Annotated in this window: 5 protein-coding genes; 2 read left to right on the forward strand and 3 right to left on the reverse strand. The window is 47.2% G+C overall.

What is annotated here, in order from left to right:
- Window positions 1–289: 289 nt before the first annotated feature.
- The gene (locus WBA89_RS26940) at window positions 290–1,903 is read left to right on the forward strand and encodes an NAD(P)/FAD-dependent oxidoreductase (protein ID WP_424410716.1); all 1,614 of its coding nucleotides are present in this window, start codon (window positions 290–292) and stop codon (window positions 1,901–1,903) included.
- Window positions 1,904–1,968: 65 nt separating this feature from the next.
- On the opposite strand, the gene WBA89_RS26945 is transcribed toward WBA89_RS26940, so the two are convergent.
- From WBA89_RS26945 to WBA89_RS26955, 3 genes are all read right to left on the reverse strand, one after another.
- The gene (locus tag WBA89_RS26945) at window positions 1,969–2,307 is read right to left on the reverse strand and encodes a XisI protein (RefSeq protein ID WP_424410717.1); all 339 of its coding nucleotides are present in this window, start codon (window positions 2,305–2,307) and stop codon (window positions 1,969–1,971) included.
- A gap of 447 nt (window positions 2,308–2,754) precedes the next feature.
- Window positions 2,755–3,087 (reverse strand): XisH family protein, encoded by a 333-nt coding sequence (locus WBA89_RS26950; RefSeq protein ID WP_424410718.1) that lies wholly within the window; start codon window positions 3,085–3,087, stop codon window positions 2,755–2,757.
- Between the two features lie 2 nt (window positions 3,088–3,089).
- Window positions 3,090–3,641, reverse strand: a complete 552-nt coding sequence (locus WBA89_RS26955; protein WP_424410719.1) for a 1,2-dihydroxy-3-keto-5-methylthiopentene dioxygenase — start codon at window positions 3,639–3,641, stop codon at window positions 3,090–3,092.
- A 209-nt stretch (window positions 3,642–3,850) separates the two neighbouring features.
- Here WBA89_RS26955 and WBA89_RS26960 point away from each other — a divergent pair, with 209 nt between their 5' ends.
- Window positions 3,851–4,816 carry a M48 family metallopeptidase gene (locus WBA89_RS26960; RefSeq protein WP_424410720.1) on the forward strand — a complete coding sequence of 322 codons (966 nt, stop codon included), beginning with the start codon at window positions 3,851–3,853 and terminating at the stop codon, window positions 4,814–4,816.
- Window positions 4,817–4,938 lie beyond the last annotated feature (122 nt).

Here is a 4,938-nt window from a genome sequence, read left to right on the forward strand (position 1 = left end):
GACGATCGCCCGTAGGATGTCCAGTCAAATAGTTATAATAAAATTCGCGATCGCACTCCGACTCTCATAACCGGGTTTTGGAAGAAAAAAACGCTTTTTAGATACCCGTGCACAATTCCTAAATACTTTTATTCGACTGATTTTATTCAATTTTTCAACTGACAATTGACAACTAAGAGGGCGGGCACGGGGGCACCGCCCCTACCAACTGACAACTAAGAGGGCCCGCACGCACCATCCACCGCCCCAACTGACAACTGACAACTGACAACTGACAACTGACTACTATATGTTACGAATAACCGAAATCAAACTTCCCTTAGATCATCCTGAAAGTGCGATCGCCAGCGCCATTCTCAAAAAGCTGCAAATCCCCCCCGAAGAATTGCTCAGCTATACCATCTTCAAGCGCAGCTACGATGCTCGCAAAAAAGCAGAAATCGTCCTTGTTTATATTGTGGATGTGGAAACGACACAGGAAAAACAACATCTGCAACACTTCAAAAAAGATCCTCATGTCACGGTAACACCAGACATGAATTATCGCTATGTAGCGCAAGCCCCCAGCAATTTGACGATTCGCCCCATTGTGATTGGTACGGGGCCCTGTGGTATCTTTGCAGGTTTGATGCTGGCACAAATGGGATTTCGCCCTATCCTTTTAGAACGGGGAAAAGCAGTGCGCGATCGCACAGTTGACACCTTTGGATTTTGGAAGAAAAAAACCGAATTCAACCCAGAATCTAACGCTCAGTTTGGCGAAGGCGGTGCGGGTACTTTTTCCGACGGTAAACTTTACAGCCAAGTTAAAGATACCCAGCATTACGGGCGCAAGGTGCTGACGGAACTTGTGAATGCGGGAGCTTCACCGGAAATTTTATATATTAACAAACCGCATATTGGTACGTTTAAGCTGGTGGGAATTGTCCAAAGTATGCGGGCAAAAATTGAATCGTTAGGCGGAGAAATTCGTTTTCAAACTCGTGTTGAAGATATCCATATCGAAAATGGCAAAGTGCAGGGAATTACCACCGCCAGCGGAGAATATATTGCGAGTAACTATATAGTATTGGCGGTGGGACACAGCGCCCGCGATACTTTTGAAATGTTATTTTCGCGCGGTGTTTACATCGAGGCTAAACCTTTTTCTATTGGTTTTCGGGTGGAACATCCGCAGCAGTTAATCGATCGCTGTCGTTTTGGCGATCGCGCGGCCCACAAACTTTTAGGTGCCGCCGATTACAAACTGGTGCACCATTGCCAAAATGGCCGTTCTGTTTACAGTTTCTGTATGTGTCCCGGTGGTTTGGTAGTGGCTGCTGCGTCGGAACCGGGGCGACTTGTCACTAACGGGATGAGTCAATATTCTCGCAACGAACGCAATGCTAACAGCGGGATTGTGGTGGGTATCACGCCGGAAGATTATCCCGGTCATCCTTTGGCGGGAATTGAATTTCAGCGTCGCCTAGAAGAACGGGCATTTGAGTTAGGAGGAGGTACTTACAGCGCCCCTGGGCAGCTTGTAGGAGATTTTTTGGCGAATCGCCCTTCGATCGCCCTAGGAAGCGTGCAGCCGTCTTATACGCCGGGAGTTCGTTTGACTGATTTGAGCGAAAGTTTGCCAGATTATGCGATCGCAGCCATCCGCGAAGCGCTTCCGGCTTTTGACAAACAGATTAAAGGATTTGCGATGGATGATGCGGTTTTAACTGGGGTGGAAACGCGCACTTCTTCGCCGATTCGGATTAAGCGCAAGGAAGATTATCAGAGTTTGAATACAGAAGGCCTTTATCCTGCTGGGGAAGGTGCGGGATATGCGGGTGGAATCCTGTCGGCGGGGATTGATGGGATTAAGGTGGCGGAGGCGGTTGCTTTGAGCATATTGCGTATTTCAGGTTTATGAAGTAGGGACACGGCAGTGCCGTGTCCCTACAGGGATTGAGTAAATCACAAAGTTTGAGGCTGGGATTAACCAATTGCAAATTCGGTGTATTGTCGGACATGAGGTGCATGATAGGCTAGCACAATTTCCTGGGAGGGGACACCTCGTGCTATTAATTGATTGGCGATCGCCTCTTCAGTCCCGTCATGCTGCACCCAAATTTTCCCATCTTTAATATCTACATGAATTATACAGCCATAAATTCGAGTGCTGCTATCTTTCCAACCCACATGAACCAGTTGATAGCGATCGCTGATTAGATCGAAAATCGTCTCACTAGCAACTGGATCGTGAGGCGATCGCCTCTGAGCTCGTTCAGTTAGTAATTCCTGAATATATTGACGATACAAACTTATTTTATCCATTGAGAAATCTCCTTTTTTACGGTATCATAAACTAAAAGCGAAATTTTATTTCGTTCAATTACCGTTTGAATAAGTCAGGAACTCAGGTCTAAAGACACGCTCGCTTGTAAGACACTTGTCTGGCAAGCTATTCTGACGGGCCTAAGTCTTAACTGACTACGTTATTTAGGTCACGACACCAGGCGAATGCGACGCTAGTTCCCCGCTCTGTCATTTGCAGTTAAACAGTTTTAAAGTCACTGAGACAGTGCTGCAAGTCTAACAAGCCTTTATAACCTTGACCGACAAGCGAACATTACCCAGAAATGGGAGTTTGAGGCAACCATACCTCATCGGAGGGGCAACCATACCCCTCCACCCCGCGAGGGGATTCAAGGCGATTGAAATCGCCGGGTCGTTTTCCTCTCAGGACTGAAGTCGCTGAGTTTCCCACTTACCGAGTTTTTCTTATGAATATTTGAAAAATTTTTTGTGAATAGCTAATGGAATTGCCAGGTAAAGAATTCTATCTGGATCGTCAAATTCTAATGCAATCCGATAGTTGATAAATTGTCCCACTGCGGTATGAAACTCTGAAATAGTCGATGGTGCCAAAAACGTTTTGATTTCAACCGCAATTTTTTCACTATCCTTTGTCGCTGCTAATAACTGTTCTGCACCGAGATCGATATAAAAATCAACAAATCCCAGATCGATATGATAAGGGTCATCGGTAATTGTCCAACCCTGATTTTCGAGGGCAGTCTTGACGAGTTCATGAAACTTATCTTTAGCTGGCATCTTTAAACAGCAGCTAAGCCCGATCGAATTTCCGTATCGGTATACTCCGGCGTCCAGCCTTCTGTGGTGGTAAAATAGCGCACAGCTTTAATTTTCCGGGCCGCAGTCAAATAAAACCAATGTTCTGTATTCGCCGGTACGTTGATAAATTCTTCTGGCTGCACCGTGACTTCCACTTGGCTGCCGTCGGGCCGCACGAAGCCGAAAATGCCTTCTCCTGCTACGATGTAGCGGACTTCATCGTCGGCGTGGATGTGGCACTTGTTGAATTTCGACAGCACGGTGTCGAGGTTGGGAATATCTGGGTGCAGTACGATTAAGTCACGCGACTGATAGCCTGCGGTTTCCTTGAGTTGCTGAAAGTAGCCGTCGAGGGCTTGCAGGATTTGCTCTTTTTGATTGTCGTCAAGAGTATCTTTGGCTAGCAATTCCCGAATTTCTGGGTTGTCGCCCGCAGGCCAGCGGTTGAGTTGAATGTTTAAATGCGCGAGTTCGCGCGCAATATCGCTTAATTGAGTGTAGGTTGTACCGTTTTCGAGTTGCAGGATAGCCATTTTTGCAGGTTCCAATTTTTGAGTGGGGCGATACACGGGCACTTTGCAAGATGTTTGTCGATCGCGCCTGTAGCATAAAAACCATTTTAACGCTAATTTGAACAGGCAAGATGCCTGTTCCACAAGAGATAATATTGATAAGTCAGACGCCCGGTAGCAACCGCAGCGATCGTCATACTGATTTTATTCATGTAATTTTTGCAACAACCATGCCTACTTATACTGGAATTTCTAGCGAAGCATTTCAGCATCCCCTCGATCGCCAAGCCGAAGAAGCGTTACGCAGCGTACCTGGATTTGACTTAATTGCCAGCAAATTTGTAGAATTTATCTACGAACGACCGCAATTCGTTTACTTAATGGGAAATAGCATTCAAGTCGGGCCGCGCCAGTATGCCAGCATTTATCACATATTTCGGGAGTGCGTGCAGGATTTAGATGTTTTTCCAGAACCGGGTTTGTTTGTTTCTCAAAATCCCGCCGTTAACAGCTACGCCCTAGGAAAAAACCAGCCTTACATAGTGTTAAATACGGGTCTTTTAGACTTGTTGGACGAGGCAGAAATCAAGGCAGTGCTGGCTCACGAGTTGGGACACATAAAATGCGGCCATCCAACTTTAAATCAAATGGCGATGTGGGCGATGAGCGTCGCATCGACTATTGGCGAGATGACTTTCGGGCTGGGAAATATGGTCGGAAGCGGTTTAATTTACGCTTTTTACGAGTGGCGGCGCAAGGCGGAATTGTCGGCGGATCGGGCGGCTTTGTTGGTGACAGATGATTTGAATGTCGTGATGAAGACGATGATGAAACTTGCGGGAGTTAGCAGTAAATATGCTGACCAATGCAGTTTGCAAGAATTTATCCGCCAGTCTGATAATTATCAAGAGCTCGATCGCGACAATCTCAACCAAGTGTATAAATTTTTACTGTACAACGGCGGCCAAGGCGTGATGCTGAGTCACCCTTTCCCGGTGGAACGCCTGCGGTATTTGCGAGATTGGGCCACTTCCGAGGAATACCGCCAAATCAAGCTGGGAAACTACAAGCGGGCTGTGGCTGAGGGTGCGGTTGATGTGAAGTCCCAAGCGCCTAACAGCGAGACGGAGACTTTGCGCCGTCAGATTGAAGAATTGCAGCGGGAGATCGATCGACAAAAATCTCAGCGAAACTAAATCTAGGGCGTGCGGGCGCACCTTCCTCGTCCCCAGGCAGAGCCTAGGAACCAGCTAGCGGGGTGTCCCACGGCGCATTGTGTACCGATTTACCGATTGGTACACAGTGGGCACGCTACAAG

Origin of the sequence: Microcoleus sp., assembly GCF_049646505.1 — a bacterium.
Classification (GTDB): domain Bacteria; phylum Cyanobacteriota; class Cyanobacteriia; order Cyanobacteriales; family Microcoleaceae; genus Microcoleus.